Consider the following 26,537-nt stretch of genomic DNA (forward strand, 5'->3'; position numbering starts at 1 on the left):
GATAAGAGTGTAAAGAAAACAAGGTCTCAGGAGGTAGATGCCATGGATGAAAAAGTACGGCAGAACCTGGTCGATGCGGGCTGCTCGGAAGGCTTCATTGACGACTATGCAGCAGCGGGCAGCGGCAGTGAACAGCTTTGCCGCCTGCGGCAGCATCGGAAAGAACTGCTCCGCCGCATACATGACGGCCAGCGCCAGCTCGATTGTCTTGATTATTTGATTTATCAGGTGAAAAGAGGAAAGTCATGAATTTAGAAGAAATCAAAAAGAACGGTCCCTTTGCCATCGGCGGGGAAAATGTCGATTACGCCCAGTATTTCGACGGTACGAGCTATCTCAATATGATCTCACTGAAGCAGGTCGTCGTCGGCAATGTGACTTTTGAAGCGGGCTGCCGCAATCACTGGCACATCCATCATGCTACAAAAGGCGGCGGCCAGATGCTCCTGGTCACGGCCGGCCGCGGCTGGTATCAGGAATGGGGCGAACCGGCCCAGGCGCTCCATGCCGGCGACGTCGTCCACATCCCGGCCAACGTCAAGCATTGGCACGGTGCCGCCAAGGACAGTGCCTTCCAGCATCTGGCCATCGAAGTCGACGGGACCGATACGAGTACGGAATGGTGTGAAGCCGTCAAGGAGGCTGATTATGAAGCTCTTCCGTAAGCCGTTGTTAGCAGCCGGGCTCATCGCCCTGGCCGGGATAGGATTTTTGGGAACAGGAGATGCATTTGCCATGAATACAACTGATAATCAGCCGAAAAAAGCCGTTAAAATTGTCCAGACCGCAGGGCGGCAGCAGCTGGGAAACTTTGCCCCCGATTTTGCCCGTTATAATGACGACATCCTCTTTGGTGAAGTGTGGAGCAAGAACGATGTCCTGCCCCTCAAAGAACGGAGCATCGTCACCGTGTCGGCCCTCATCGCCCAGGGCATTACTGACAGTTCTTTGAAATATCATATGGAAACAGCCAGGAAAAATGGCGTCACTAAGGACGAAATGGCCGAAATCATTACGCAGCTCGCCTTTTACAGCGGCTGGCCCAAAGCCTGGGCTGCCTTTGGCTATGCCAAAGAAGTATATAGTGAAAATATTAAATAAAGTGTAATTTTTGAGAAAGGATCTGAGTTAAATGATGAAGAAAATTTTAACGCTTGCCTTGAGCAGCCTCATGGTCCTGGGCCTAGCTGCCTGTGGAAATACAAACAGTGCAGATACGTCTTCAAACACATCGAAAAAGACGGATACGGCGGCCCAGGCTCCGGCCAAGGGCAATGGCAAGACGTTGGTCGTCTATTATTCGGCTGGCGGCCATACGAAGAACGTCGCCAATTATATCGCTAAAGCGACCAACGGCGACGTCATGGAACTGAAACCGGTCCAGGACTATACGGAAGCGGACCTGGACTATAATAATCGGGACAGCCGCGTCTATCGCGAACACGATGATGCCAGCCTGCGCGACATTCCCTTGGTCAAGGATAAGGCCGACAACTGGGAAGGCTATGATACGGTCTTTATCGGGTATCCTATTTGGTGGGGCATCGCTGCCTGGCCGGTAGATACTTTTGTCAAGCACAATGACTTCAGTGGCAAGACGGTCATCCCCTTTGCCACGTCGGCCAGTTCGGGCCTCGGCGACAGCGGCAGACAGCTGCAACAGATGGCTGGCACGGGCAGCTGGCTGGAAGGCAAGCGTTTCCCGTCCAATGTGTCGGAAAGTACGGTTCAGCAGTGGGTTCAGAGCCTGAATCGCTGATAGAAAAAGAAGGAGGTTGTCTGAATAAGGCAGCCTTCTTTTTTATTTAAATAATCATAGCAAAAAAGCATTGATTAACAAAGTTCATAGGTATTTGTTATTCAATAGATAGCAAAGTATACTGTAATCAAGCAATAGAGAGTTTCAAAAGTGTTGAAAAAGGAGAATGTAACATGAAAAAACATCAGAAAGCCTTATTAATAGCGGCTGCTTTATGGGTGAGTACCTTTCCCTTTTCTGGATTCGGCACGGGTGCCGCATATGCGGCGACACCGGCAGCGGTTTTGCAGGCGAGATCGCAGATGAAACAGTCTTCCATCAGCGAATTAACGAATGATACACGGGTATTCAAGGTTGACCCCAAGATTGAAGCGAAGAATGTCCGCTTTCAGAACCGTTATGGTTTCGACATCGCTGGCCACCTTTATTTGCCGAAAAATTTCGATGCCCAGAAGCAATATAAGGCCGTCGTCGTTTCGGGGCCTTTCGGCGCTGTCAAAGAACAATCTTCCGGCTTATATGCTCAGGAAATGGCAAAACACGGATATGTTGCTGTCGCCTTTGATCCGTCCATGACTGGAGAAAGCGGGGGCACGCGCCGTAATATGGCTTCGCCTGATATCTTTGTAGAAGATTATAGTGCTGCTGTCGATTTCATCAGTAATTTGAAATTCGTCAATCCCGATAAAGTAGGGGCTATTGGCATCTGTGGTCTGTCCGGTATGGCCCTGACGGCTGCTGCCAATGACACGCGCATCAAAGCCGTCGCAACTTCAGCGATGTATGATATGTCCGACAGTATCCGCAATCACTATCAAGGAGATTACTATACGCCGGAACAGCGGGAAAAAGTGAAGGAACATTTGGCTGTTATGCGGGACAAAGAAGCCAAAGAAGGGCAGGCTATCCCGGGCTCGCATGAACTGGATGCGCAGGGACATATCATTTCTCATGATACGATGTTTCCAGACAAACTGCCAGCCGATGCAAATAGTGTAGTGAAAGGATTTTATGATTATTACGTAGGGCGGGCATATCATCCGCGGTCCATCAACTCCAATACACTGGCCTGGGATTCGACAACGCCGTATGGATTCTTCAACTTCTCTCTCATGGAACACATTGATGAAATCAGCCCGCGTCCGGTCCTGCTCATTACCGGTGAGAAAGCTCACTCGAAATACTTTGCCGATGCGGCGTATGCTAAATTAAAGGCTCCGAAACGGGAAATCGTTGTTCCCGGGGCTACGCATACCGATTTATATGATCAGATGGATAAGATTCCTTTTGCCGATTTGGTCCAATTTTTTGACGATGCCTTGAAATAAAAGTAAGCACCTTAGAAAGGATCCTTCATATGTTATCTTTGTCGCAAGCCTTGAAACGATGGAGCCGGGAGCCGGTCATCGGTACGACAGCAGACGAAATTGAAACCATGCGCTTTTACAGCCGGCAGGCGCAGAAGATTCTCATGGAAATCAATACACAGTACCATGAACCGGAAGTACTGCGCCAACTTTTTTCACGGCTCATCGGCCGTCCTGTCGATGATACATTTGCCTTCTTTCCACCGTTTTATACGGATTTTGGCAAGAATATCCATCTTGGCAAGAATGTCTTCTTCAATAGCGGCTGCAAGTTCCAGGACCAGGGAGGTATTTTCATCGGCGATAATGTCCTCATTGGACATAATGTTGTCCTAGCTACGCTCAATCATCATCCAGCCCCGGATAAACGGAGTGAGCTCATGCCGGGCCGGATCGTCCTGCATGAAGGCGTCTGGATTGGGGCTAATGCGACCATAACAGCTGGGGTCACTGTCGGTCGTTATGCCATCGTCGCAGCCGGTGCCGTCGTGAACCGGGACGTCCCACCGTATACTGTCGTCGGCGGCGTACCGGCTCGCTTTATCAAAAACATTGAACAGTGAGGTTTTATAGCTGGCGTATTTTTTCTGCCTCTTCCTTCAAGAGATGGATGAATTGCTGGGTCCCTTTGGAGAATAATTGGAATCGTTTCCATACGATGAACAGGGTATCCTCCAACACCGGGTCCAAGAGGCGGAAGCAGAGCGCCGGGTCATAGGGTGGCACGTTGATGATTTTTTCCAACATGATGCAGGACCCCAGCCCTTCGCGGACCATGAGGGATGCATTATAGGCCAGATTGTAGGTTGCCTGGATGTTCAATTCGGCAAAGGGCTTTTTTATCCATGTCTGCAATTTATTGCCATGGCTGTTGGCTTGCAATACCTGCTGGGACAGGATGAGATTTTCCGACCATAAATCTTGTGGCCGGATTGCCTCCCTGGCTGCCAGCGGGTGGCTGCGCTGCAAAAGAAGGCCCCAGTGATCGGTGTATGGGCAGGGCAGGACCTCATATTTTTCCGTATCGACATGACCGTAGACGACGGCGATGTCGATGAGTCCTTTGTCGAGGGCTTCCATGATGGCCTGTCCATCGCCACTGGTAACGTGGAAATGGAGGTTCTTGTAGTGGCTTTGCAGTTTATGGGCAGTCTGCATGATGAAGCGGACACTGTCGGATTCAGCCGAACCGATGCGGATGTTTCCGTTTAGTTCCGTATCGTCACTGCGCAGTTCCTGTTCCGTATGGCTGGCTAAAGACAGGATTTCTTCAGCCCGCTTTTTCAGGAATAGGCCTTCCTCGGTGAGCGTAATGCGACGGGGGCCGCGGATCATCAGTTCTTTTCCCAGCATCTCTTCCATGTCACGCAACTGCCGTGACAGTGTCGGCTGGGACAAGTGCAGGGCTTCGGCTGCGTGGGTAATGCTTTCTTCTCGGGCGACGGTGAGAAAATAATTGAGTACCCGTAAATCTAACATCATTATCAATCCTTTCCTGGTAGATGAATCTCTTCTTTCAGGCCTTTCAAAAAGGCTTCGCACGTCGGCGACAGGAGCTGGTGTTTTTTCCAGGCTGCGAGACATGAGACGGTGACGGCTATATTCGCCGCACCGGTCATATTCTGTTCCCTGGCGACGGCCAGGAAGTATTGCAGGGTCCGTATTTCCATGATGTCACTCCTATAGGCTGATTTTTCTTTAGTATACGCCTTTTGGAAGGGCCTTACAATAAAGGTGTCATATCATAAATGACATGGAACTGTAACCGTTCTTGAGTTGTTGTTTGTCCTTCTCCGGAGTATAATAAATCGTACTTTCTGATTTGTTTCTTCGGGGGAGGATTTTTTTATGGATTACATTGTCAATACGTTTACTTATGAGCTGGAACACGGCGGGCCGCACGTGCATTTCCTGGCCTTTATTTTATTTATCATCATCGGCATCGCCATCCTGCACGGCGTCTTCCGGGGCGTCATCGAGGTATTGAGCCGCGTGACGAAAGTCCCGCGGGACAGCTGGCGCAATGTCTTCCGCTTCATGCCGACCCTGCTGGGCATCCTCCTGGGAATCCGTCTGACCAAGGATATCCTCAATCTGCCCGATTTCGTCCAGCATATCTTGTCCTATCATTATCACAGTGTCGTCATCATTACGGTGACTTTCTTCTGCGCCCACACGGTCTCGTCTTTCTTGAAAGATAAATTATCCAAGAGCGGCGATAAGGCGGCGACGACGTCTATCTTGACGACGGTCGTCGATTTGTGCGTCTATCTGATGGGCGTCCTCTTCATCCTCAGTTCCTACGGTATCTCCATTTCGCCGCTCCTGACGGCCCTCGGCGCCGGCGGCCTGGCATCGGCCCTGGCCTTGCAGGATACGCTGGCCAACCTCTTTTCTGGCATTACGACCCTCGTATCGAAACAGGTACACATGGGCGATTACATCCGGCTGGCCAGTGGGGAAGCGGGCCGTGTCGTCGACATGAACTGGCGCAATACGACCATCCGCACGGCGACGGGGAACATGGTCATCGTCCCCAACAAGAGCATCGCCACGGCGACGCTGACCAACTATGAACAGCCTTTGGCAGAATGTACCATTTCCATTCCCTTGACCATTACTTATGACAACGACTTGCAGCACGTCGAAGACGTCACCCTCGGCGTGGCCCGCCATATCCTGGATCACAGCGAATACGGCGTCACCGGCTTCGAGCCCCTCGTCCGCTATGACCAGATGGGGGAATACGGCATTTCCTTCAAAGTCGTCCTGCGTATCCGCAACATCGTCGACGAAGCCGTCCTCAAACATCAGTTCATCAAACGGATTTATACGACCTATAAGAAAGAAAATATCCAGCTCCTCATCCGCCATGACTGAGCAGGGGGACTCTGGTATGACGGTTTCTGCCATCATACGAGGTCTCTTTCTCTTTAATGTTTGAGGTTTGATGTATGATGTTTGAAGCGATGGCTTTTAAATTTTGTTCCATCCACATCAAACTTTCAACTTCAAACTTCAAACTCAAAAAGGCGCTGTCTTCATGCGACAGCGCCTTTTTATGTGTTATACTGAGAAGGAGAATACTACAAAAGAACGAGGTAATCAGATTATGGAACGTAAACAAAACAAGGGCCGCCGCGGCATGGATATGCTGCACGGTTCTATTGCTGATAAGCTGTTCTTCTTTGCCATGCCTATCGGGCTTATGGGTTTGTTTGAACAGCTTTTTAATAGTGCCGATGTCTTTATCTTGGGCCGCTTCGTCGGCAAGAGCGCCATGGCCGCTGTCGGCAATAATATGCCTGTCATCGGCATCCTGGTGACCCTGCTCATGGGGATTTCCCTGGGGGCCAATGTCACTATCGCCCAGTATCTCGGCGCCCGCCGCGATGATAAAGTGGAACGGACGGTCCAGACGGCGATTTTGATGTCCTTCGGCTTGGGCGTTTTGCTGGCCATCATTGGCGAACTCATCGTCTATCCGGCCTTCTGGGTCCTGGAAGTGCCGCCAGACGTCTATGACATGGCCGAACAGTATCTGCGCATTTTCCTGCTGGGCCTGCCGTTTTTGTCGCTGTATAACTTTGAAGCGGCCATCTTCCGCAGCTGCGGCGACGGCAAGACGCCGTTATACAGCCTGATTGCCGCCAATCTGGTCAATATCGTCTTCGACCTGTTGTCGGTACTGGTCTTCGATTTTGGCCTGGCCGGTGTCGTCTGGGCGACGGTCCTTGCCTTTGCCGTCAACTCGCTCATCCTCCTGGCCCTGCTGTGCCGGACGACGGACCGCATCCGCCTGGAACGCCACCACATGCGCTTTTCCCAGGAAGAATTGCACCATATCATCCATATTGGCCTGCCCGCCGGTATCCAGGGCATGGTCTTTGCCCTGTCCAACGTCCTCATCCAGTCGGCCCTCAACAGCCTGGGGACAGAAGCCATGGCGGCGTCGGCTGCGGCTTTCATCATCGAAGGCAATATCTACTGCTTCGTCAACGGTTTCAGCCAGGCCACGACGACTTTCGTCGGCCAGAACTATGGCGCCCGCAACTTGCGCCGCTGTTTCCGCATTACGAAAGTCGCCTTCGGCGTTGAAGCGGCCTTTCTCCTAGCCGTCACCGTGCCGGTTCTCTTTTTTTCGCCAGAACTCATCCGCCTGTTCAACGGCGACCCGAACGTCGTCGCCTTGGGGACGAAACGCCTCTTTTACGTCGCCGGGACCTTATATCTCAACGGCATCATCGACATCATTTCCGGCTCCCTGCGCGGCTATGGCTATTCCCTGCCGCCGGCTGTTGTCGTCCTGGCCGGCATCTGCGGCGTCCGCATCACCTGGCTGTACACCGTATTTGCGGCTCACCGCGACTTCCTGGTCCTCATGGCGGCCTACCCGGCCAGCTGGCTGGTCACGGCCATCGTCCTGACCTTCGTCTACCAGTCCTGCCGCAAACACATCGTACGGGGCCTGCTGAGTGAGCGGTAGCCGCTAGCCTCTACCCCCTAGCCCCTAGCTACGAGCCACTAACTGCTAACTCCTCAAGTGATGAGATGCAATCAGCCTACACTTGATTAGTAACATCCACTATGCTATAATTAACGTAACGAATAATTATTATTGATTACCGGTTTGAAAGGGGGCATAGGATATGCGTTTTGGTGAAGGTTTTGTCGAAGAAATAAAGGAAAATGGCTTGGCGAAAGTACGGGTCAGCCGCGATTCGCTCTATGTAGCCTGCAGCGTCTGCGCCGCAGCGGATCACGTCAAACTCCTGGCTTATAATTCCATCGGTGCTGCCGAAGGCGACCACGTCCGCTATGAAGTCGATGACTCGCACCTCATTTCCGGTGCCTTTGTCTGCTTCATCCTGCCCGTAGTCATGCTCCTCGTCGTAGCGCTCTTAGGCTATCTCCTCGTCGGCCACAGCGCCGGAGCTATCGTCGGCGGCATTGCCGGACTCATCGTCTCGGCCCTGGCTGTGCGGAAGTATGACCGCTCCCTGAGCCGTATAATTGATACCAAAGCCAACATCCTCAGCGTCATCGTCGATGAGGAAGAAGAGAAGGAAGAGAACAGAACTTAAACTTTGGAATGAAATCCTAATTCACGATATTATTGGTTAAACATTGGAAAACATTCTGGACTTTTTGCATTGTGAAGTCATAACTGCATAGTGAAGAGATGTAGACGAAAGATGTCGATAGTGTAATAACTATCGGCGTTTTTTTGTTTATAAACGGCAAATCATAAGCTAATTATCGAACTTTTAAATGTAATTACTTGCTGTTTATGACCCGCTATAACTTTTGTCTCAATAGCATGAATGGCTTAACCAACGCGACGAGAAGCGACGGGAACAGACGCGCGAACGGGTACAGCGCTACCGTGAGAAGCATCGCCATCGGAGAAACAACCGCTAGTATCCATCTGAGACAGTGAATTGGAGACGCAGGCCGCAGACTGAGCCTTTCTTTTGTCCGGCAATTCCCCTATACTATAGATATAATATAAGGGAATTTTTTTACATTTGGAAAGGGGGAGCGGCTATGCAAGGCCTGCCGATTGGTATTGACGATTTTGCCAAAGTCCGTGAGGGAAATTATTATTTTGTCGACAAGACCCTGGCTATACGGGATTTCCTCGATAATCATGGGGAAGTGCTGCTGCTGACGCGGCCGCGCCGTTTTGGCAAGACGCTGTTCTTGTCCATGTTCTATTATTTTTTTGCCGCTGACCTGGAACAGGATTACCGGAAGCTCTTTCGCGGCCTGGCTATTGAAAGGGCTGGCGAACGGTATATGGCGGAGCAGGGGAAGCGGCCTGTCCTTTTCCTGTCCCTGAAGGATGTCAGGCACCGGACTTGGTCGGATATGGTGGAAAAATTCCGATTTCTCCTCAGTGATTTATATGACCAATACGCTTATCTCATGGAAGTCCCTGGCTTTTCACGAGCTGAACGGCGGTATTTTCAGCGCATCCATGACGGGCTGGCATCACCTGTCGAGATGGAAGAGGCCTTGCGCCGCTTGATGGACATGATGAAGCGTTATCATCAGCAGCCGGTAGTCCTCTTGTTGGATGAGTACGACATCCCGGTCCAGCAGGCCTGGGAGCACGGTTTTTATGATGAATGCATGGCTTTCATGCGGAATTTCCTCAACCCTGCCCTGAAGACGAATCCGTCTTTGGATTTTGCTGTGGTGACAGGCGTCCTGCGGATTGCCAAGGAAAGTATTTTCAGCGGCTTGAATAATCTGGAAGTCAGCAGTGTCATCAACGGGACCTATGCCGATTGGATCGGTTTCACGCCCGAAGAAGTACGGGTCCTGGCCCGTGCGCAGCAGCAGGACAAGGCCCTGCCTGTCCTGCGTGACTGGTATGATGGCTATTGTTTTGGCAGCCAGGAAATCTATAATCCCTGGTCGGTCTTGTGCTTTTTCAAGGCACAAGGCCAGCCGCAGCCTTATTGGGGTCATACGTCAGGCAATGTCCTGCTGGGGGAATTGTTGAAACAGACTGATTCGGTCCAGGAAGACAACTTACTGCGCCTTATCCAGGGAGAGTGCGTAACAGCCGTCCTTACGGAAAATACGATTTATCCGGAAGTTACGGATAATCCCGATGCGTTATATACGATTCTCGTGCTGGCAGGGTATTTGAAAATCGTGTCCCGCCGGTTGGTCATCGACACCTGGGTGTACGTCCTGGCCATTCCCAATCGGGAAGTCCGCAGCATTTACCGCAATGAAATCCTGAGCCGCCTGAGTCCGGGTAGGACGACATCATATCTAATGACAACCATGGAAAGCCTCATGGCGGGGAATGGTACTGCCTTTACCAAAGGTTTACAGGATATCCTGATGAAAGTGGCCAGTGTGTATGATACGGCCAACCGGGAAAGTTTTTATCATGGCTTGTTATTAGGGATGACGACGCTCCTGGTTCCGGAATATGAAGTCAAATCGAACCGGGAAAGCGGCTTAGGGCGATATGACTTGGCAATTTATCCAACTCATGAAGGACAATGCGGCGTCATTTTGGAATTTAAAGCGGCAGGTTCTTCGGACGAACTGCTGAAAAAAGCGCAGGAAGCCCGCCGTCAGATTGATGAAAAAGGCTATGAAACCGATTTCAAGGCCCGGGGCGTTACGAAAGTCTTGAAATACGGTATCGCTTTTTACGGGAAACGAGTCGTCTTAGTGTAAATTTTGAGTCAAAGAGGCTGGAGACAAAGGGGAAAATCTTTGTGCAACAGCCTCTTTCATGGTATAATGAACATTAGTCTATTTATTTCTATTATGTAAGGTATAAAGGGAGGCAGAGAAGATGCGGGCAATGGGAATCGACCCGGGGACGGCTATCTGCGGCTTTGGCGTCATCGATGCCGACGGCAGCCGCTTGAAGCCCGTGACCTATGGGACTATCCAGACGACACCGGACCATACCGATGCAGAACGGCTGGTCATGCTCTTCGACGGCCTCAATGAACTCTATCGTAAATATAAGCCCGACGTCATCGGCGTCGAGCAGCTCTTTTTCAACCGCAACGTCACGACGGCCATCACCGTCGGCCAGGCGCGGGGCATCATCCTCTTGACGGCCCAGCAGGCGGGCATCCCTATCCTGGAATTTTCGCCGCTCCAGGTCAAGCAGGGCGTCACCGGTTATGGCCGGGCGACGAAGGACCAGGTCATCGACATGACCATGCGTCTCCTCGGCATCCGCCAGAAAATCAAGCCCGACGATGCGGCCGACGGCCTGGCCATGGCCATTTACGCGATTTATTCCAGTCATTCTATGAGTCTGAAAAGGAAGGTGCAGTTATGATCGGATATCTGAAAGGCGTGATCAGCCACCTCTTCGTCAATTCCTGCTTCATCGACGTCCACGGTGTCGGCTACCGGGCTTATGCACCGGCTTCGACACTGGACACGCTCTGTGTCGGTCAGGAAGCCATGCTCTATACGTACATGAGCGTCCGCGAAGACGCCATCGTCTTATACGGCTTTGCTACGCAGGATGAATACGATTTGTTCATGCTCCTCATCGGCGTCAACGGCGTCGGCCCGAAAGTGGCCCTGGGCATCCTCAGTGCCGGCACGGCCGACAGTTTCCGCCTGGCCGTCCATCAGAAGGACATCAAAGGTTTGACCAAGATGCCCGGTATCGGCAAGAAGACGGCCGAACGCATCGTTCTGGAATTACAGGATAAAATCGGCCCCGTCGCCGGCGGAGAAGCGGCAGCTGTTGAGGGCGGTTCGTCTTCGGCAGGCTTGTCGGGTATCCTGGCGGAAACCCTGGCGGCCCTGACCAGTCTCGGCTACAGCGAACAGGAAGTCCTGCCCGTCGCCGAATCGCACCTGGCCGGCTGCACGACAGTGGAACAGCTGCTGAAAGAGACGCTGAAGGCCTTGGGGAGCGGGAGGTAAGCCATGGAAGAAAATCGCATCATCGAGACGACAGACCTGCCGGGCGATTCCTGGCAGTACAGCCTGCGTCCTCATTATTTACGGGAATATATTGGCCAGGATAAGGTCAAAGATAATCTGGAAGTCTTCATCAAGGCGGCGAAACTGCGCAAAGAAGCACTGGACCACGTCCTCTTGTACGGGCCGCCGGGCCTGGGCAAGACGACTATGGCCGGCATCATCGCCAACGAACTGGGGGTCAACCTGCGCATCACGTCGGGCCCGGCCATCGAGCGGCCTGGCGACCTGGCTGCCCTCCTGACCAATCTCCAGGAACGGGACCTGTTGTTCATCGACGAAATCCACCGCCTGTCGCACAGTGTCGAAGAAGTCCTCTATGCGGCCATGGAGGACTATGCTTTGGATATCGTCATCGGCAAGGGCCCCAGCGCCCGGTCGGTGCGCATCGATCTGCCGCCGTTCACCCTGGTCGGAGCGACGACCCAGGTCGGCCGCCTGGCACCGCCTCTGCGCGACCGCTTCGGCGTCATCTGTCGTCTGGAATTCTATAAGCCTGAGGACCTGGTCCTCATCATCAAGCGGACGGCCGATATCCTCGACATGGCCATCGACGACGACGGCGCCCTGGAAATCGCCCGCCGCTCGCGGGGGACGCCGCGTATTGCCAACCGCCTCTTGAAGCGCGTCCGCGACTTCGCCCAGGTTGCCGAAGCCGGGACGATTACGGCGTCCTTGGCCAACGATGCCCTGAACCGGCTGGAAGTCGATTCGTGCGGCCTCGACCGGACGGACCGCCGGGTCCTGCAGGTCATCATCGATAAATTCGGCGGCGGCCCCGTCGGCCTCGATACGATTGCCGCCGCTATCAGCGAATCCGTCGATGCCGTCGAAGACGTATATGAACCCTTTTTGATGCAGCAGGGCTTCCTGAACCGCACGCCCCGGGGCCGCGTCGTCACCGATGCCGCCTACCGTCATCTGGGCCTGCCCGTGCCATCAGAAGGATAGGAGGGGATATGATGGCGAAATTACTCATCCTCATGGGCGTCTTCTTCATTGTCGCCGGTTTGCTCTGGATGGTCGGCGATTCGCTGGGACTGGGGAACTTCCTAGGCCATCTGCCCGGTGATATTTTCTTTACCAGAGGGAATACATCTTTTCATTTCCCCATCGTGACCTGCATCCTCATCAGTGCAGTCCTTACAATTGTCCTCAATCTCTTCTTTCGCCTGTGAGGAGGATTTTTATGAATAAAAAAAGCTGGCTCCGCATCGTGACCATTACGGCTCTGTGCGCCTTGCTGACGACGAGTGCGCTGGCTTCGTCACCGAAAGCGAAAAAAACAGTACATCGACATCCACCCGTACGATATGCCCAGAAGGCAACGGCTCATACGGCTAAGCCGGCAGCGTCTACCCATAAAAAGCCCGTGTATACGCCGAAACAAGCCGCATATACGCATAAGCAGGCCGTCCAGGACAGCGCGACTCTGCGCATCGGCATCCGCGAAGGACGGGGCCGGGTGGCCGTCACCGGGCCGCAGGGGCTGGGCGTCTACCGCGGCGACATGCTCTGGAAGAAAGCCGCTGCTAACGTACCTGTCACTATTGCCCTGTCCGGGACGAACCTGACTGTCAATGGCGATATCAGCACCGTGCCCGTCCAGGTCCGGTCCCTGGTCCAAGGCGGGTCCGTTGAGATTACCGACGGCTATGCCTACCGCGGCGCCCTGGAAATGATGAAATCTCCTGGCCGCTGGGGCCTGACCGTCGTCAACGTCGTACCGGTAGAACAGTATCTCTACGGCGTCGTCGGCAAGGAAATGTCGCCGTCTTGGAGCGAAGAGGCCCTCAAGGCCCAGGCCGTCGCGGCCCGGACTTATGCCATTGCCCATAAGAACCGCTTCAGCCAGCGCGGTTTCGACTTGACGGATGATACATCGAGCCAGGTCTATGCCGGCATCAACGGCGAATCGCCGTCGATCATCAAGGCTGTCAACGATACGAAAGGGGAAATCCTGACCTATCAGGGCAAGCCCATCGACGCCTTCTTCTGTTCCACTGCCGGCGGCTGGACCGAAGACAGTGAAAATGTCTGGGGTTCCTACGTGCCTTATCTGCGCGGTGTCCGCGATGCCAGCGATGCCATGCCGGGGTATCGCTGGTCGGTGACGACGACGCCGGAACAGATGGCGGCTAAACTGAGCGCCGCCGGCAAGGGCGTCGGGCGCATCAAGTCCATCGAACTGTCGCCGCTCATGAAGCGGCCCATGTCCATGACGGACCGCGGCGTGTCCGGCCGTGTCCAGGAAATGATCGTCAAGGGCACGAATGGTAATGTCACTGTCAAGGGCTCGGCCTTCCAGTCCATCTTTGGCCTGCGCAGCACGCTCTTTGATTTCTACAGCGGCCGCGGCACGGCACCGGATCCCGATGCCGGCGCCGCTGTGCGCAAAAGCGATTTCATCATCAAAGCCGGCCAGCCCGTGACTATCTACGGCTTCGGCTGGGGCCACGGCCTGGGCATGAGCCAGTACGGGGCCTATCAGATGGCCAAGGAACATGCCAACGAAAAGAATTATTACCGCCATATCCTGACCCACTATTATACGGGGACGAAGATTGAAAAATTATATTAAGCCAAAAAGAGGAAGATTATTTTGAAACTAACAGATTTTTACTACGATTTACCGAAAGAACTCATTGCCCAGCATCCGGCAGAACCGAGGGACCACGCCCGCCTCATGCTCTATGACCGCCAGACCGGCGCCGTCGAACACAAGTATTTCTATGACCTCGTCGACGAACTGCACGAAGGCGACGTCCTGGTCTTCAACGATTCCCGCGTCATCCCGGCCCGCCTCCATGGCAAGCGGACGCCGACGGGTGGGAAAGTCGAAGTCCTGCTGTTGACGCCCGTCGGCGACGACCGCTGGGAAGTCCTGGTCAAACCGGGCAAGAAGGCCCTGCCCGGGACGGTCATCGAATTTCCGGAAGGCCTGACAGGCACTGTCGAAGACCGGACCGATTTTGGCGGCCGCATCATCAAGTTCGCCTATGAAGGCGATTTCGACGCCATCATCGACAAGATCGGTGAAATGCCGCTTCCGCCGTATATCCACGAAAAGATGGAAGACCCTGATGAATACCAGACGGTTTATGCCAACGAACGCGGCTCCGCTGCGGCGCCGACGGCAGGCCTGCATTTTACGGAAGAACTGCTCCAAAAGATTCGCGATAAAGGCGTAGAAGAAGTCTTCGTCACCCTCCACGTCGGCCTGGGGACCTTCCGGCCGGTAGAAGAAGAAAACATCGAAGACCATCAGATGCACAGTGAATTCTACAGCATCACGCCGGAAGCCGCTGCCACCATCAACAAGGCCAAAGCCGAAGGCCGCCGGGTCATCGCCGTCGGCACGACCAGCATCCGCACTTTGGAAAGCGCTGGCACGACGGGGACCTTGCAGGCAGGATCGGGCTGGACGAATATCTTCATCTATCCGGGCTTTACCTTCCACATCGTCGACGCCTTGGTCACGAATTTCCATCTTCCCGAATCGACGCTGCTCATGCTCATCAGCGCCTTGTCGACGCGGGAAAAAATCTTGAAAGCTTATGAAATCGCCGTCCAGGAAAAATACCGTTTCTTCAGTTTCGGCGATGCCATGTTCATTCACTAAGGGAGGAAAATCTATGGTCATTACCTACGAACAGCAGGCCGAATGTGACGGCGCCCGCGCCGGGATTCTGCGCACGCCGCACGGCACCTTCAAGACGCCCATGTTCATGCCTGTCGGCACGCAGGCGACGGTCAAGACGCTGACGCCGGAAGAACTTTACGATATGGGCGCTCAGGTCATTCTCAGCAATACGTATCACCTGTTCCTGCGGCCTGGCCACGACTTGGTCCAGGAAGCCGGGGGACTTCATAAATTCATGAACTGGAAACAGGCTATCCTGACCGACAGCGGCGGTTTCCAGGTCTTCAGCCTGGGCCAGATGCGTAAGATCACCGAAGAAGGTGTTACCTTCCGGTCCCATTTGGACGGGTCGAAGAAATTCCTGTCGCCAGAAGTGTCCATGGATATCCAGATGGCTCTCGATTCGGACATCGCCATGGCTTTCGACGAATGTATCCCCTACCCGTCGGACTATGAATATACGCAGATGTCGACGGAACGGACGAGCCGTTGGGCCGCCCGCTGCCTGGACCATCACCACAGCGATACGCAGGGCCTGTTCGGCATCGTCCAGGGCGGCATGTACAAAGATTTGCGCAAGCAGAGCTGCCAGGACCTGGTCGACATGGATTTCGACGGCTATGGCATCGGCGGCTTGAGTGTTGGCGAATCTAAGGATATAATGTATGATATATTAGAGCATACGACACCGTACCTGCCGAAGCACAAGGCCCGCTACCTCATGGGCGTCGGCACGCCGGATTGCCTGCTCGAAGGCGTCGCCCGCGGCGTCGATATGTTCGACTGCGTCTTCCCGACGCGCGTTGCCCGCAACGGCATGGCCATGACCCATACGGGCCGCCTGACCGTGCGCAACGCCAAGTATGCCCACGATTTCCATCCCATCGAAGAAGGCTGCCAGTGCTATACGTGCCGCAATTATTCGCGGGCCTATATCCGCCATCTCTTCAAGGCCGAAGAACTCCTGGCATACCGCCTGGTCAGCATCCACAACCTGTACTTTCTGCTGCAGTTCATGCGGGATATGCGCCAGTCCATCTTTGACGGCACGTTCCGCGAATTTCGCAAGGATTTCTGGAAACGTTATCAAGACGCGTAAGCGCTTGCATATAGACTATTTTTTATTTCACGGAGGTGTAAAGACATGGATATTATGGAACAGCTCAATGCCTTTTGGCCCATTATCCTCATGGTCGTCATTTTCTACTTTCTCTTATGGCGTCCGCAGAAGAAACAACAGAAGAAACGCCAGGAAATGCTGGAAAGCTTGAAGCCCGGCGCCAAGATCGTCACCGTCGGCGGTGTCATGGGGAACATCGTCTCCCTGCACGATGATTACCTCATCGTCCGCATTGCTGACAAAGTCGAAATCAAGATCACCCGCGCTGCCGTAGCACAGGTCCTGGGCAAGGGCGAAGGCAAGAAAGCGGCCAAGAAAGCCGAAAAAGCTGCTGAAAAGGCAGAAGAAAAGGCGCCTGAAGCAAAGGCCGACGTTCCGGCTGAAACCAAAGCCGAAGCGGCATCGGATGCCAAGGAAGCAGAAGGCAAAGATGCTCAGTAAAAAAGAATTGCGTAAAGCCATGAATGACCGGCTCCACCAGCTGACAGAAGGGGAAAAGGCAGCGGCCAGTGCCGCTGTCTGCGCCCACCTGGCGGCCCTGCCGCAGTATCAGCAGGCCCGCAGTATCATGGCTTTTCTCCATATGCCCGACGAAGTCAGCCTGGACGGCCTGATCCAGCAGGCCCTGGCTGACGGCAAGGAAGTCTATGTCCCGGTCTGCGTCGATAAGCAGCGCATTGAAGGCCGGCGCCTGTACACGCTGGAACAGGCGGTCTGCGGTGCCTATGGCATCCGGACGGCACCGCCGGACAACCCGCGCATCGAAGCCGATGAGCTCGATGTCATCTTCGTGCCCGGCCTGGCCTTCGATGCCAAGGGCCATCGCCTGGGCCATGGAGCGGCTTATTATGACCGCTTCCTGGCTGGAAAGGGCAGGGCGGCCGCCATTGCCGCGGCCTGGGATGTCCAGCTCGTCCCGGACGTGCCCGTCGAAGCCCATGATATCGTCATGACCGATATCGTCACGGATAAACAGCATCTCGTTATCCATCCATAAAAAACTATTGAAGATTACCCAGAGGGGGAGTATTGTTGCGGACCCGTAACATGATAAAATTTTTCGGGGCAGTCATCATCATCCTGGCCGCCTTTGTTACCTTGATTTATCCGCTTGCCAACTCCATCAAACAGGGCCTGGACTTACAGGGCGGTACGCATATCGTCCTGGAAGCTGAAGATACGCCGGACGCACCGGTCACGGAAGACTCTTTGAGCCGTGCCGTCACCATCGTCGAACGCCGTATCAATGAAATGGGCCTGACCGAACCGCTTGTCCAGAAGGAAGGCGCCCGTCGTATCATCGTCGAGCTGCCCGGTGAAAAGAATCCGGAAAAAGCCATCGAGACAATCGGGAAAACGGCCGTCATGGAGTTCAAAGATGAAAGCGGGACGACCCGTATGACCGGGAACGACCTGAAAACGGCGAAAGAACAGATCGACCAGGGCCATAAGAACGTCGTCGCCATTGAATTTACCGACGAAGGGGCCAAGAAATTCGCCGATTTGACGGCTTCCAACGTAGGCCATAAGATCGGTATCTACCTTGACGGTGAATTGCTGACCAACCCGGTCGTCAATGAACCGATTACCGGCGGCAAAGCCGTCATCACGGGCAGCCAGACGTTGGAAGATGCCAAGAACCTGGCCATCCTCCTGCGTTCCGGTGCCCTGCCTGTCAAATTGAAAGTCATGGAAGTCCGCACCATCGGCCCGAGCTTGGGCCTCGACTCCAAGATCAAGAGTGAAAAGGCCTTTGCCATCGGCATCATCTTGATCATGATCTTCCTGATCATCATTTACCGCATGTCCGGTGTCGTAGCCAACATCGCCCTGTTGGTCTACGTCCTCATTTTGCTGGGCATCCTGAAGTACCTCGATGCGACACTGACCCTGCCGGGTATTGCCGGTATCATCTTGTCCATGGGCTTCGCCGTCGATGCCAACATCCTCATCTTTGAACGATTCAAGGAGGAAGTCCTCATCGGCAAGAGTCTGAGAACGTCCATGGAAGCCGGGTTCCGCCGGGCCTTCAATACCATCCTCGATGCCAACGTATCGGTCATGATCGCCGCCATCGTCCTCATCGTCATGGGCAGCGGTACGGTCAAGGGCTTTGCCGTCAACCTGGCTTTAGGGATCGTCGTCAGCATGTTCACGGCCATCGTCGTCAGCCGGTCCCTGCTCACGTGGTTCATCAATACGGGCCTCATCACCAATCCCTGGTTCTATGGCCTGAACCGCAAGCCGCCTGAACATATGCTGAAAAAGGGGGGACAGAAATGAGTTTTGATATTGTCAAACATCGCGTATGGTGGTTCACCTTATCGTCTGTCCTCGTCATTGCCAGCCTGATTTCCATCTTTATCAATGGCTTCAACTTCGGCATCGACTACACAGGCGGTACGATTTTGGATATGCAGTTCCATAAAGCCGTCACCGTTTCCGAAGTCCGCCAGGTCATCGATAACTCCGATATGGATCTGGGCAATACGGTCATCCAGCTGACGGGCGTCACTGACCAGGACTCGTCGACAGATGTCATGCTGCGCATGCGCAACCTGACTAGTGACGAAAGCAAAGCCGTTTCGGATAAGCTGAGCGATTCCCTGGGCGGCGCTGAAATCAAGCGGACCGAATCGGTCGGCGCCGTCATCGGCTCGGAAGTCACGAAAAACGCCATCACCAGCCTGGCCGTGGCCTTCATCGCCCTGGCTGCGTATATTTCCTTCCGCTTTGAATACAAAATCGCTATTTCGGCCTTAGTGTCGATCCTGCACGATTTGATCATGGTCCTGGGTTTCTTCTCGTTTTTCCACCTGGAAATCGATGCGTCTTTCCTGGCGGCCATCCTGACCGTCGTCGGCTATTCCATGAACGAAGCCGTCGTCATCTTCGACCGCGTCCGTGAAAACACGCGGACTCACCGCCGGACCGACTCCTATGAAAAACTGGCTCACGACAGCATCTCCCAGAGTATCCATCGCAGTATCTATACGCTGACGACGGTACTCTTCGCCTGCGGAGCCTTACACTTCTTCGGCGGCGATTCGACGAAGAACTTTTCCCTGGTCATGCTCATCGGCTTCATCAGCGGGGCCTATTCGTCCATCTGCGTCGATACGTCCCTGTGGGTCGTATGGAAGAACCATACCTCTCATAAACGCGGCCCGAAAGCCATAGAAACCGAACCGGCAGAAACAGAAGAATAGCATAAAAAGGAGCTGTCGCATGTACGACAGCCCTTTTTAAGTGGTTAGCAGTTAGTGGATGGTTTTAATATTGTAGGGGCCGTCCCCAAGGGCGGCCCGCCATGAACCACGAGCCACGAGCCACGAGCCACGAGCCACGAGCCACGAACCCCTAACTCTTAAAACAAGGAGGAATTACGATGTTTAAGATCAATGCACTGGGCAAAGCCTGCCCGCTCCCGGTCATCGAAGCCCACAAGGCTTTGAAGGACCATGATGCCGTAGAAATCACGGTCGATAACGAAATCGCTACGGAAAACCTCAAGAATTTATCTCAGGAAATGAACTGCTCCTATACGATGAGCCAGGAATCGGATACGCACTACACGGTCCGCCTGGTCAAAGAAGGGGCTGATGTCGGTGCAGACGAAGCGCCAGTTACGACGGGCTCCGATTATACCGTCGTCATCAATGCGCCCGTCATGGGTGTCGGCGACGACCAGCTGGGCAAGAACCTGCTCAAGACCTTCATCTATACCCTGACAGAACAGGATGTCCTGCCGAAACAGGTTATCTTCTACAACGGCGGCGTCCCCTTGGTAACGGAAGGTTCGGAATCGTTGGAAGATTTGAAGAACCTCGAAGCCAAAGGCGTCGAAATCTACGCCTGCGGTGCCTGCCTTAATTACTATGGCCTGACCGAAAAGGTCGCTGTCGGATCCATTACCAACATGTTCCGTATCGTCGAAATGATGCGCACGGCCAACCGCATCGTCAAACCGTAAACCATGGAAGAAACTATCATCAAAGCCGCTATCCTCGTATCCTTCATCTTTTGCGGCTATACCTTAAAACAGCTGCGCCTTTTCGGGCGCAGCACTTTTAATACCATATCGACGATTGTCTTCAACATCACCTTGCCGTCGGTCATCCTGGTCAACCTCAACGGCATCCACTTCGACACGCGCTATCTCCTCATCAGCCTCCTGGCCATCATCTTCAACCTGATCATGGTCGGCATGGGCTATGCCGCCGGCCGGACGAAGGACGAAAAGGCCTTTTACATGCTCAATATGAATGGCTACAATATCGGCAATTTCGCCTTGCCCTTCGTGTCTTATTTCTTTGACAGTGCGGCCGTCCTCATCGTCTGCATCTTCGATGCCGGTAATTCCCTCATGTGCCTCGGCGGGGCTTATGGCCTGGCCCGCTGCGTCCGCGGCGAGAAAGGGGAGAGCATCGCCATGATCCTGGCCAAGACGATTTTCTCCTCTATTCCGGTCTTATCGTATATCATCATGATCACCTTGTCCCTGGCCGGCTTTTCCCTGCCCCAGGTCGTCATCGACTGGGCCAAGATCCCGGCGTCGGCCAATACCTTCTTGTCCATGCTCATGATCGGCGTCGCCCTGGGCCTGTCCTTGAAAAAGGAATACCTGCACCTCATCTATACCGACGTGGGCCTGCGGTTGCTGACGTCGGTCGTCATTGCGGCTTTCGTCTATTTCGCCCTCGATTATCCCATGGCCATCAAGAAGGTCATCATGGTCCTGGTCTTTGCTCCCGTCGCCGGCATGGCCTGCTACTATACAGCCAAGATGAAGCTCAAGATCGAAGTCGCAGCCTGCATCAGCTCATTTTATATTCTCTTGTCCATCGTCGTCATGTCGGCCATGATCATCGCCTTGCAGTCCATATGACCGGTCGGCCAGTAACTCTTCTTCCAGGTCCGCCGGCACGGTCGACGGGCTGCGCGTGATGTAGTAGCTGTCGACCTTGGGCGGCTCAAAATCGAGGAGGGGAATGGCCCGCAGGCGCTTTTCGGCCAGGTCCTCTTCGATGAGGCTCTTGGGCAGGAAGGTGTAGCCGATGCCGTCGGCTACGTACTGGGGCAGCTTGGTGCTGTTGTCGATTTCCAGGGGGAAGCGGTGATGGCGCGGGAACAGGTCCTGGATGTAGAGGCCTACGCCCTGGAGGGCGAAATTACAGAACAAGTAGTCGATTTTCTGCAGGTCGTCCTTGCAGATGCCGCCGGCGTATTCTGTATTGCCGGCCTGGCAGACCAGGACCAGGGAATCCGTCCGGTACGGCTGGCAGATATAGCCGTCGCGGAACATGGCGCTGAAGGAAAAGATTGCGTCCAGCGTCCCGTCCTGGAGCTGGCGCATCATCGTTTCCGTATGGCCGATGGTGACGTGCAGGGACACGCCTTTCTTTTCTTTCAGGAAACTGCGGATACGGCGCTGCAGGTGACATTCATAGATGGTGTTGGTCGTGCCGATGCTGACCTTCTGGGTATACGTCGGTGACGATTGGATGTCCTGCAACGCTGCCAGTTCCAGCGAGACGAAGCGCTGGGCATAGCTCAGGAATTTCTGGCCTGACGGGGTCAGGTCGACCTGTTTATGGCTGCGTATGAACAAGGGGACGCCGAGCTCCATTTCCAGATCGCGGATGCGGTTGGTCACGGTCGACTGGGCGACGAAGAGCTGCTGGGCCGTTTTGGTGAAGTTCTTGATTTGTGCCAGGGCGATGAACGTCCGGAGTGTCGTTGTGTCCATAGGCGGACCTCCTTCAGTTAATTTGATTATCGAATGAAATAAATTAAAATAATCTATTTCACAAATTATCTTCTTGTATTATATAATAACCTTTGTAGAGAAACAATAATTCTGTTAAGTATAAGAAACTGGAGCTGAACTAGGATGAACAAAAAGACTGTCCCTTTTAACGAAGAACAAATTCGTTCCATTATTGCTAAATACCCGACACCTTTCCATATTTATGACGAAAAAGCCATCGTCGATAATGTCCGTAAATTGATTAAAGCCTTCGACTGGGCCTATGATTTCAAAGAATATTTTGCCGTCAAAGCTACGCCGAATCCGTACATCATGCGCCTCTTGCAGAAAGAAGGCGTCGGCGCTGACTGCAGTTCCATGGCGGAACTGGAACTGTGCGACAAAGTCGGCATCAAAGGCCACGACATCGTCTTTTCGTCCAACGATACGCCTTATGCTGAATTTAAACGGGCTATGGAACTGGGCGCCCTGGTCAACCTCGATGATATTTCCATGATTGACTTCATGGAAAAACGCGGCCCCTTGCCGGAATGGATCTGCGCCCGTTATAATCCGGGTCCCCTCCTCAAAGGCGGCAACGACATCATCGGCACGCCGGAAGAAGCCAAATACGGCATGACTCGTGAACAGATTATCGATGCTTTTCGCATCCTTAAAGACAAAGGTGTCAAACACTTCGGCCTGCATACCATGGTCGTCTCCAACGAACTCCACGTCAACGGCCTTATTAACACGGCCAAGATGATGTTCGAATTGGCTGTAGAAGTGCAGAACATGCTGGGCATCAACATCGAATTTCTCGACTTCGGCGGCGGCATCGGCCTCCCGTATCGTCCGGAAGAATCCTTCATCGACTACGACGAACTCAGTGCCGGCATCAAAAAGAACTTCGAAGCCATCATGGAACCGGCTGGCCTCGGCAAATGCCGTATCTCCTTCGAATGTGGCCGTGCCATCACCGGCCCTTACGGCTACCTGGTCACGACGGCCATCCATCACAAACACATCTGGAAAGAATACATCGGCGTCGACGCCTGCATGGCCAACCTCATGCGTCCGGGCATGTATGGCTCGTACCATCACCTGACGGTCATGGGCAAAGAAAATGCGCCGAAAGACCACGTCTACGACGTTGCCGGTTCGCTCTGCGAAAACTGCGATAAATTCGCCATCGACCGCAGCTTGCCGCAGATCGACGACGGCGATATCCTGGTCATCCACGACACCGGTGCCCACGGCCATTCCATGGGCTTCAACTACAACGGCAAACTCCGTTCGGCTGAACTCCTGCTCCACGCCGACGGCAGCGTAACCCAGATCCGCCGGGCTGAGACCCTGGACGACCTCTTTGCGACTCTCGATTTCTCCAACTTATAATTGAACTTGCCTGAGGGCGTCTCATGATATTAAAAAATTTCATGGGACGCCCTTTTTTACAATAAAATTTTTTCGAATTTTAATCTCCTTTTAATGTTTATCATATATACTGAAAATAATCACATTGTCATTCACAAAGGAAAGGGGGAATGGGCCGTGATGAGCGCCTATGATATACTGACAGGGATTCAGCTGTGCATGATGATCGTCATGATAGGATATGGCATTTTCTTTTTCAAGGGCCGCACCTGCCGGATCTGGTGCTTTGGCGGCCCGGCCGTGCTGGTCACCTTTTGGTCAGCCGCCGTCATCTATTACTATACGGCCTACCTGTTCCTGACGATTTTATGTTTCCTCATGGCTTTTTTTCTGGGCCTGGGGCTGGGCCTGTGGTTCAAGGCAGGCCTGCCTGAACTGACCTATTGCCGGGCACGGCACCTGCTGCGGTGTCCGCCCATGCCGGGAGCCTTGCCGTTCAATATCCTGATCTGTCTGGCCTTTGCGGCCATCCAGGCCGGAGTCTATCATTTTCCGTTTTTGATGTATTCCTGGCTGTTCAACGAAGTCCTGGGGTTCGTACCGGGCCTTTTCAGCGGCCTGTTATGGGGGCGGGGACTGTCCATGCTCCTGGATATCCCGACGCGGGGGCAGCAGGTTTATAAAGATATTTAGGAAGGATTGGTTTATATGGATAATAGTGCACGGAGAGAAAAGATTCTCCAGCTTCTTCAGGGATCGCCATCGCCTATCACCGGGACGGCTTTGGCGAAAGCCTGCGACGTCAGCCGGCAGATCATCGTCGGCGACGTGGCCCTGATGCGTGCCCAGGGAACGGACATCATCTCGACGCCCCGCGGCTATCAGCTGGTGACACCGGTGGTACCGGGCTGTACGCGGGTCTTCGTCTGCTGCCATGGACTGGACCAGATGGAAGGGGAACTCAATGCCATCGTCGACAATGGCGGCATTGTCCGCAACGTCGTCATTGAGCACGAAGTCTACGGGAACCTCGAAGGGACCTTGAACCTTCATTCCCGTCGGGATGTCCAGCAGTACGTCAAGCGCATGCACGATTCCCATGCGGAAATGCTCAGCGCCATCAGCGGCGGCATCCACACGCATCTCGTCGAAGCGGCGACGGAAGAAGAACTCGAGGCCATCGGCCAGGCCCTGCGCGACCTCGGCGTCTTATATAAAAATTGACATTTTCTTCTTATCTTTGTACAATAGTGCCATGTAAATATAACTGTCATGACATATGTACAGATAGGAGGAATCGTCTTTATGGTATTGGAACGATTGGAAGCGCTGCCCGTAGGCCGTTTCCACTACAAGCTGCTGCTGGTCACGGGACTGGGATGGCTCTTTGATTCGATGGACACCGGGCTCATCGCCTTCATTTTGCCTGTCCTGGCGAAAGAATGGGGGCTGGCACCGGGGCAGATGGGCCTCATCGGCAGTATCGGCCTCATCGGCATGGCCCTGGGCGCCGTCATTTCCGGCACGGTGGCGGACCGCATCGGCCGCAAGAAGGTCTTCACCATTACGGTCTTATTGTATAGCATCGCTTCGGCTTTCTGCGCCCTGTCCTGGAACTATCAGTCCTTGCTCGTCTTCCGCTTTCTCGTCGGCTTCGGTCTGGGTGGGGAACTGCCTGTAGCGGCGACGCTCGTTTCCGAATATGCACCGTCCCGCGTACGGGGCCGTTTCATCGTCCTCTTGGAAAGCTTCTGGGGACTCGGCTGGATTGCCGCTGCCTGCATCGCCTATTTCTTCATTCCCGTCTATGGCTGGCGCATGGCTTTCCTCATCGGTGCGCTGCCGGCGCTCTACGTCTGCCTGATACGCCTGCACATGCCTGAATCGGTCCGCTACCTGCTGACCCGCGGCCGTGTCGATGAAGCCCGGCAGATTGTCCTTTCCCTGGAAAAACAGCTGCACGTGCCGTCGGCTCTCTTTACGGGCGAAACAGAACCGGTGCCGGTCGTCGCCAAGGCTTCGTTCCGGGAATTGTGGAAAAAGCCTTTCATGTCCCGGACCATCATGCTCTGGCTGGTCTGGTTCGGCATCAATTTCAGCTATTATGGCATCTTTATGTGGCTGCCGTCGCTGGTCTTCCAGCAGGGCTTTACCGTCGTCAAGACCTTTGAATACGTCCTCATCATGACCCTGGCCCAGCTGCCGGGCTACTATTGCGCGGCCTGGCTCGTCGATAAGATCGGCCGCAAGTATACCTTGTCGGCGTTCCTCTTGTTCAGCGGCGTCGCCAGCTATTTCTTCGGCCATGCCTCGACGGCTGCGACCCTCATGATGTGGGGTTCCGTCATGTCTTTCTTCAACCTCGGTGCCTGGGGCGTCCTCTATACATATACGCCGGAACAGTATCCGACGGCCATCCGTGCCTTGGGAAGCGGCTGGGCTGCCGGTTTTGGCCGTTTTGGCGGCATGGCGGCGCCTATGATGGTCGGGGCCCTGCTGGCCCGGAGCTTCGGTTTCGCCAGCGTCTTCTATATGTTTGCCCTGGTCTTTGCGGCCGTTGCCGTCATCGTCCTGAGCCTGGGTGTCGAAAGCAAGCAGAAGGACCTGGAAAGCCTCAGCGACGAACTGGTCAAAGCCAAGTAGGTTCACATCGAAAAAATGTAAAAAAGCTGTCAAATTTGCTTGACAGCTTTTTTTTTCAATGATAAAATACTTTATGTCGCATGAGTTCGGAAATGCTCGGAAATGAAGTTTTAAGTTTTACAGGATTTAAAATTTAGTTCTTGACAAAACGACATAATGTGATATACTAAACAAGCTGTTAGGGCCAAAGCCCTGGCGCTTGAGGATATAGTTTGAGACTTGAAAAAAGTTCAAATTAATCCTTGACAAGCTCTTCCGAGTTTGTTAAAATAAGCAAGTCGTCGCCACCCGGTGATGACAACGATGACCTTTGAAAACTGAACAATGAACTGAATGAACGCCAGAGTGCGAGGTTCTATTTCAATAGAACGTCAAACAATGAGTAATACCAA

29 protein-coding genes and 1 pseudogene are annotated in these 26,537 nt (G+C 53.7%); 27 read left to right on the forward strand and 3 right to left on the reverse strand.

Annotated elements, in window-relative coordinates; all coding sequences use genetic code 11:
- Positions 1–42 precede the first annotated feature (42 nt).
- From C6362_RS07845 to C6362_RS07870, 6 genes are all read left to right on the forward strand, one after another.
- Positions 43–249, forward strand: coding sequence for a hypothetical protein (locus C6362_RS07845; RefSeq protein ID WP_014016184.1), 207 nt, complete (start codon positions 43–45; stop codon positions 247–249).
- Positions 246–665, forward strand: a complete 420-nt coding sequence (locus tag C6362_RS07850; RefSeq protein WP_014016185.1) for a cupin domain-containing protein — start codon at positions 246–248, stop codon at positions 663–665. Before C6362_RS07845 ends, C6362_RS07850 begins: the two co-directional genes overlap by 4 nt.
- The gene (locus tag C6362_RS07855; RefSeq protein WP_014016186.1) at positions 649–1,101 is read left to right on the forward strand and encodes a carboxymuconolactone decarboxylase family protein; all 453 of its coding nucleotides are present in this window, start codon (positions 649–651) and stop codon (positions 1,099–1,101) included. Before C6362_RS07850 ends, C6362_RS07855 begins: the two co-directional genes overlap by 17 nt.
- 31 nt (positions 1,102–1,132) lie before the next feature.
- Positions 1,133–1,759, forward strand: coding sequence for a flavodoxin (locus C6362_RS07860; protein ID WP_014016187.1), 627 nt, complete (start codon positions 1,133–1,135; stop codon positions 1,757–1,759).
- Between the two features lie 173 nt (positions 1,760–1,932).
- Positions 1,933–3,087, forward strand: coding sequence for an alpha/beta hydrolase (locus C6362_RS07865; RefSeq protein WP_014016188.1), 1,155 nt, complete (start codon positions 1,933–1,935; stop codon positions 3,085–3,087).
- A gap of 29 nt (positions 3,088–3,116) precedes the next feature.
- Positions 3,117–3,689, forward strand: coding sequence for a DapH/DapD/GlmU-related protein (locus C6362_RS07870; protein ID WP_014016189.1), 573 nt, complete (start codon positions 3,117–3,119; stop codon positions 3,687–3,689).
- A gap of 4 nt (positions 3,690–3,693) precedes the next feature.
- Here C6362_RS07870 and C6362_RS07875 read toward each other — a convergent pair whose 3' ends face one another.
- Both C6362_RS07875 and C6362_RS12185 read right to left on the reverse strand, forming a co-directional pair.
- Positions 3,694–4,608 (reverse strand): LysR family transcriptional regulator, encoded by a 915-nt coding sequence (locus C6362_RS07875; RefSeq protein WP_014016190.1) that lies wholly within the window; start codon positions 4,606–4,608, stop codon positions 3,694–3,696.
- A 2-nt stretch (positions 4,609–4,610) separates the two neighbouring features.
- Positions 4,611–4,796: a LysR family transcriptional regulator gene (locus tag C6362_RS12185; RefSeq protein WP_014016191.1), complete on the reverse strand. Its 186-nt coding sequence runs from the start codon at positions 4,794–4,796 to the stop codon at positions 4,611–4,613.
- Positions 4,797–4,974: 178 nt separating this feature from the next.
- Here C6362_RS12185 and C6362_RS12190 point away from each other — a divergent pair, with 178 nt between their 5' ends.
- The 17 genes and pseudogenes from C6362_RS12190 to C6362_RS07965 all read left to right on the forward strand — a co-directional run bounded on the left by C6362_RS12190 (position 4,975) and on the right by C6362_RS07965 (position 21,264).
- Positions 4,975–6,006, forward strand: a complete 1,032-nt coding sequence (locus C6362_RS12190; protein ID WP_014016192.1) for a mechanosensitive ion channel family protein — start codon at positions 4,975–4,977, stop codon at positions 6,004–6,006.
- A gap of 232 nt (positions 6,007–6,238) precedes the next feature.
- On the forward strand, positions 6,239–7,612 hold the full coding sequence (locus C6362_RS07890; protein ID WP_014016193.1) for an MATE family efflux transporter: 1,374 nt from the start codon (positions 6,239–6,241) through the stop codon (positions 7,610–7,612).
- Between the two features lie 163 nt (positions 7,613–7,775).
- Entirely contained in the window at positions 7,776–8,210 is a 435-nt protein-coding gene (locus tag C6362_RS07895) for a SoxR reducing system RseC family protein (protein WP_014016194.1), read from the forward strand.
- Between the two features lie 463 nt (positions 8,211–8,673).
- Positions 8,674–10,332: an AAA family ATPase gene (locus C6362_RS07900; RefSeq protein WP_014016195.1), complete on the forward strand. Its 1,659-nt coding sequence runs from the start codon at positions 8,674–8,676 to the stop codon at positions 10,330–10,332.
- A 121-nt stretch (positions 10,333–10,453) separates the two neighbouring features.
- Positions 10,454–10,954: a crossover junction endodeoxyribonuclease RuvC gene (ruvC, locus tag C6362_RS07905; RefSeq protein WP_014016196.1), complete on the forward strand. Its 501-nt coding sequence runs from the start codon at positions 10,454–10,456 to the stop codon at positions 10,952–10,954.
- On the forward strand, positions 10,951–11,556 hold the full coding sequence (gene ruvA / locus C6362_RS07910) for a Holliday junction branch migration protein RuvA (RefSeq protein WP_014016197.1): 606 nt from the start codon (positions 10,951–10,953) through the stop codon (positions 11,554–11,556). Before ruvC ends, ruvA begins: the two co-directional genes overlap by 4 nt.
- A 3-nt stretch (positions 11,557–11,559) precedes the next feature.
- Positions 11,560–12,564: a Holliday junction branch migration DNA helicase RuvB gene (gene ruvB, locus C6362_RS07915; RefSeq protein WP_014016198.1), complete on the forward strand. Its 1,005-nt coding sequence runs from the start codon at positions 11,560–11,562 to the stop codon at positions 12,562–12,564.
- 8 nt (positions 12,565–12,572) lie between these two features.
- Complete coding sequence (locus C6362_RS07920; RefSeq protein ID WP_232501449.1) at positions 12,573–12,791, forward strand: DUF2905 domain-containing protein; 219 nt, start codon at positions 12,573–12,575, stop codon at positions 12,789–12,791.
- 11 nt (positions 12,792–12,802) lie between these two features.
- Positions 12,803–14,194, forward strand: a complete 1,392-nt coding sequence (locus C6362_RS07925; protein WP_014016200.1) for a SpoIID/LytB domain-containing protein — start codon at positions 12,803–12,805, stop codon at positions 14,192–14,194.
- Positions 14,195–14,215: 21 nt separating this feature from the next.
- Positions 14,216–15,235, forward strand: coding sequence for a tRNA preQ1(34) S-adenosylmethionine ribosyltransferase-isomerase QueA (gene queA, locus C6362_RS07930; protein WP_014016201.1), 1,020 nt, complete (start codon positions 14,216–14,218; stop codon positions 15,233–15,235).
- 13 nt (positions 15,236–15,248) lie between these two features.
- Positions 15,249–16,355 carry a tRNA guanosine(34) transglycosylase Tgt gene (gene tgt, locus C6362_RS07935; protein ID WP_014016202.1) on the forward strand — a complete coding sequence of 369 codons (1,107 nt, stop codon included), beginning with the start codon at positions 15,249–15,251 and terminating at the stop codon, positions 16,353–16,355.
- Between the two features lie 45 nt (positions 16,356–16,400).
- Positions 16,401–16,667: pseudogene (gene yajC / locus C6362_RS12195) on the forward strand (preprotein translocase subunit YajC); the annotation flags it as partial.
- Between the two features lie 139 nt (positions 16,668–16,806).
- Entirely contained in the window at positions 16,807–17,373 is a 567-nt protein-coding gene (locus C6362_RS07945) for a 5-formyltetrahydrofolate cyclo-ligase (protein WP_014016204.1), read from the forward strand.
- 50 nt (positions 17,374–17,423) lie between these two features.
- Complete coding sequence (gene secD / locus C6362_RS07950; RefSeq protein WP_036205187.1) at positions 17,424–18,659, forward strand: protein translocase subunit SecD; 1,236 nt, start codon at positions 17,424–17,426, stop codon at positions 18,657–18,659.
- Positions 18,656–19,585 carry a protein translocase subunit SecF gene (gene secF / locus C6362_RS07955; RefSeq protein ID WP_014016206.1) on the forward strand — a complete coding sequence of 310 codons (930 nt, stop codon included), beginning with the start codon at positions 18,656–18,658 and terminating at the stop codon, positions 19,583–19,585. Before secD ends, secF begins: the two co-directional genes overlap by 4 nt.
- Before the next feature lie 179 nt (positions 19,586–19,764).
- Entirely contained in the window at positions 19,765–20,349 is a 585-nt protein-coding gene (gene yedF, locus C6362_RS07960; RefSeq protein WP_014016207.1) for a sulfurtransferase-like selenium metabolism protein YedF, read from the forward strand.
- Positions 20,350–20,352: 3 nt separating this feature from the next.
- Positions 20,353–21,264 carry an AEC family transporter gene (locus tag C6362_RS07965; protein ID WP_014016208.1) on the forward strand — a complete coding sequence of 304 codons (912 nt, stop codon included), beginning with the start codon at positions 20,353–20,355 and terminating at the stop codon, positions 21,262–21,264.
- On the opposite strand, the gene C6362_RS07970 is transcribed toward C6362_RS07965, so the two are convergent.
- On the reverse strand, positions 21,199–22,125 hold the full coding sequence (locus C6362_RS07970) for a LysR family transcriptional regulator (protein WP_014016209.1): 927 nt from the start codon (positions 22,123–22,125) through the stop codon (positions 21,199–21,201). The genes C6362_RS07965 and C6362_RS07970 overlap by 66 nt on opposite strands.
- Before the next feature lie 144 nt (positions 22,126–22,269).
- Here C6362_RS07970 and C6362_RS07975 point away from each other — a divergent pair, with 144 nt between their 5' ends.
- The 4 genes from C6362_RS07975 to C6362_RS07990 all read left to right on the forward strand — a co-directional run bounded on the left by C6362_RS07975 (position 22,270) and on the right by C6362_RS07990 (position 26,145).
- A complete protein-coding gene (locus C6362_RS07975; RefSeq protein WP_014016210.1) occupies positions 22,270–23,523 on the forward strand; it encodes a diaminopimelate decarboxylase family protein in 1,254 nt (417 codons plus the stop codon).
- Positions 23,524–23,682: 159 nt separating this feature from the next.
- A complete protein-coding gene (locus tag C6362_RS07980; RefSeq protein WP_014016211.1) occupies positions 23,683–24,195 on the forward strand; it encodes a hypothetical protein in 513 nt (170 codons plus the stop codon).
- A 15-nt stretch (positions 24,196–24,210) separates the two neighbouring features.
- The gene (locus C6362_RS07985) at positions 24,211–24,726 is read left to right on the forward strand and encodes a transcription repressor NadR (protein ID WP_014016212.1); all 516 of its coding nucleotides are present in this window, start codon (positions 24,211–24,213) and stop codon (positions 24,724–24,726) included.
- 81 nt (positions 24,727–24,807) lie between these two features.
- On the forward strand, positions 24,808–26,145 hold the full coding sequence (locus tag C6362_RS07990) for an MFS transporter (protein WP_014016213.1): 1,338 nt from the start codon (positions 24,808–24,810) through the stop codon (positions 26,143–26,145).
- Positions 26,146–26,537: the final 392 nt, after the last annotated feature.

This window comes from Megasphaera elsdenii DSM 20460 (genome assembly GCF_003010495.1).
GTDB lineage: Bacteria > Bacillota > Negativicutes > Veillonellales > Megasphaeraceae > Megasphaera > Megasphaera elsdenii.

Bases quoted from the DNA above. Each gene is read 5' to 3' on its own strand.
- C6362_RS07845 (WP_014016184.1), top strand. From the start codon at position 43: ATGGATGAAAAAGTACGGCAGAACCTGGTCGATGCGGGCTGCTCGGAA.
- C6362_RS07850 (WP_014016185.1), top strand. From the start codon at position 246: ATGAATTTAGAAGAAATCAAAAAGAACGGTCCCTTTGCCATCGGCGGG.
- C6362_RS07855 (WP_014016186.1), top strand. From the start codon at position 649: ATGAAGCTCTTCCGTAAGCCGTTGTTAGCAGCCGGGCTCATCGCCCTG.
- C6362_RS07860 (WP_014016187.1), top strand. From the start codon at position 1,133: ATGATGAAGAAAATTTTAACGCTTGCCTTGAGCAGCCTCATGGTCCTG.
- C6362_RS07865 (WP_014016188.1), top strand. From the start codon at position 1,933: ATGAAAAAACATCAGAAAGCCTTATTAATAGCGGCTGCTTTATGGGTG.
- C6362_RS07870 (WP_014016189.1), top strand. From the start codon at position 3,117: ATGTTATCTTTGTCGCAAGCCTTGAAACGATGGAGCCGGGAGCCGGTC.
- C6362_RS07875 (WP_014016190.1), bottom strand. From the start codon at position 4,608: ATGATGTTAGATTTACGGGTACTCAATTATTTTCTCACCGTCGCCCGA.
- C6362_RS12185 (WP_014016191.1), bottom strand. From the start codon at position 4,796: ATGGAAATACGGACCCTGCAATACTTCCTGGCCGTCGCCAGGGAACAG.
- C6362_RS12190 (WP_014016192.1), top strand. From the start codon at position 4,975: ATGGATTACATTGTCAATACGTTTACTTATGAGCTGGAACACGGCGGG.
- C6362_RS07890 (WP_014016193.1), top strand. From the start codon at position 6,239: ATGGAACGTAAACAAAACAAGGGCCGCCGCGGCATGGATATGCTGCAC.
- C6362_RS07895 (WP_014016194.1), top strand. From the start codon at position 7,776: ATGCGTTTTGGTGAAGGTTTTGTCGAAGAAATAAAGGAAAATGGCTTG.
- C6362_RS07900 (WP_014016195.1), top strand. From the start codon at position 8,674: ATGCAAGGCCTGCCGATTGGTATTGACGATTTTGCCAAAGTCCGTGAG.
- ruvC (WP_014016196.1), top strand. From the start codon at position 10,454: ATGCGGGCAATGGGAATCGACCCGGGGACGGCTATCTGCGGCTTTGGC.
- ruvA (WP_014016197.1), top strand. From the start codon at position 10,951: ATGATCGGATATCTGAAAGGCGTGATCAGCCACCTCTTCGTCAATTCC.
- ruvB (WP_014016198.1), top strand. From the start codon at position 11,560: ATGGAAGAAAATCGCATCATCGAGACGACAGACCTGCCGGGCGATTCC.
- C6362_RS07920 (WP_232501449.1), top strand. From the start codon at position 12,573: ATGATGGCGAAATTACTCATCCTCATGGGCGTCTTCTTCATTGTCGCC.
- C6362_RS07925 (WP_014016200.1), top strand. From the start codon at position 12,803: ATGAATAAAAAAAGCTGGCTCCGCATCGTGACCATTACGGCTCTGTGC.
- tgt (WP_014016202.1), top strand. From the start codon at position 15,249: ATGGTCATTACCTACGAACAGCAGGCCGAATGTGACGGCGCCCGCGCC.
- C6362_RS07945 (WP_014016204.1), top strand. From the start codon at position 16,807: ATGCTCAGTAAAAAAGAATTGCGTAAAGCCATGAATGACCGGCTCCAC.
- secD (WP_036205187.1), top strand. From the start codon at position 17,424: ATGATAAAATTTTTCGGGGCAGTCATCATCATCCTGGCCGCCTTTGTT.
- secF (WP_014016206.1), top strand. From the start codon at position 18,656: ATGAGTTTTGATATTGTCAAACATCGCGTATGGTGGTTCACCTTATCG.
- yedF (WP_014016207.1), top strand. From the start codon at position 19,765: ATGTTTAAGATCAATGCACTGGGCAAAGCCTGCCCGCTCCCGGTCATC.
- C6362_RS07965 (WP_014016208.1), top strand. From the start codon at position 20,353: ATGGAAGAAACTATCATCAAAGCCGCTATCCTCGTATCCTTCATCTTT.
- C6362_RS07970 (WP_014016209.1), bottom strand. From the start codon at position 22,125: ATGGACACAACGACACTCCGGACGTTCATCGCCCTGGCACAAATCAAG.
- C6362_RS07975 (WP_014016210.1), top strand. From the start codon at position 22,270: ATGAACAAAAAGACTGTCCCTTTTAACGAAGAACAAATTCGTTCCATT.
- C6362_RS07980 (WP_014016211.1), top strand. From the start codon at position 23,683: ATGAGCGCCTATGATATACTGACAGGGATTCAGCTGTGCATGATGATC.
- C6362_RS07985 (WP_014016212.1), top strand. From the start codon at position 24,211: ATGGATAATAGTGCACGGAGAGAAAAGATTCTCCAGCTTCTTCAGGGA.
- C6362_RS07990 (WP_014016213.1), top strand. From the start codon at position 24,808: ATGGTATTGGAACGATTGGAAGCGCTGCCCGTAGGCCGTTTCCACTAC.